This window comes from Aliarcobacter vitoriensis, from assembly GCF_003316695.1.
Classification (GTDB): domain Bacteria; phylum Campylobacterota; class Campylobacteria; order Campylobacterales; family Arcobacteraceae; genus Aliarcobacter; species Aliarcobacter vitoriensis.
In genome coordinates, this window is record NZ_PDKB01000044.1 from 1 (window position 1) to 1,035 (window position 1,035).

Consider the following 1,035-nt stretch of genomic DNA (forward strand, 5'->3'; position numbering starts at 1 on the left):
TCTATATCTAAACTCATTTTAGAAAAAGCGAACCATTTTTTACCCAAATCTTTCAAACTAGCTCCCAAATGATATATCTCTTTTTTATCAAGTATTAAAAATCTATCGTGTGAATCTTTAAAAGTTATTAACTCTATATTTTTATATTGTTTTTTATATTTCTCAAAATCTAAATTTAATTGTTTTGAAATATTGTTTGTATAGATAGTAAAGTTTATATTCTGATATTTTGAAAATAGAGTAAAAACTGTATCATCTATATAGTTATCTATTAAAATGATTTCATTTTTTGATAACTTTATTAAATCATTTACAAATTTATATGAATCATATATTTGTCCATCATAAAAAATACCTTCTGATGGTTTCAAGTTTTTATCTTCTAAAGCATTTAAGATAAAATCTACTTTTGAATCATTTTTTAGTTTATAAGAAATTTGTCTTTTTTCTATGGTTTCTATTCTTGAAAATATAGAAGCATTATTTTGCAAAAAATTTCTCATATCAATAAAACTTTTAATGATTTTTATACTAACTTCAACTGCAATTTGACTTCTTATAACAGCACTTAGCATAGAAACACCTTGTTCTGTAAAAACAAAAGGAAGTTTTCTTAGTCCCATAAACTCTTTATTGGAAGTCGCAAATTGCGACATCCAAATTTCTAATTCATCTTTGGTAAGTTGAAACATAAATTCTTTAGGAAATCTTTCTATATTTCTTTTGACTTGCTCATTTAATCTTTTTGTTTCAACACCATAAAGTTCTGCTAAGTCCCTATCAAGCATAACTTGTAAACCTCTAATATTATATATCTGATTTTTTATACTATTTTCAGTGATTATTAATTCTTTCATTTAATATCCTTATGATAACAATTCTAAAATTCTATCATAAAAAGAAAAATTGTATAAAGAATATTACATTTTGTAAGATTTTATTTATACCCTTAAGTATGAGTTCCAAAGTAAAAAGGAAAGTATATTTTTGTATCGAAATTTTAATCTCAAAATTAAATAAATACTTTGAAACCCA

1 protein-coding gene is annotated in these 1,035 nt (G+C 22.7%); it reads right to left on the reverse strand.

The window, feature by feature from the left end:
• The coding region (locus tag CRU91_RS12050; RefSeq protein ID WP_146951631.1) for an ORF6N domain-containing protein at positions 1-857 on the reverse strand (857 nt) is incomplete at its 3' end.
• Positions 858-1,035 lie beyond the last annotated feature (178 nt).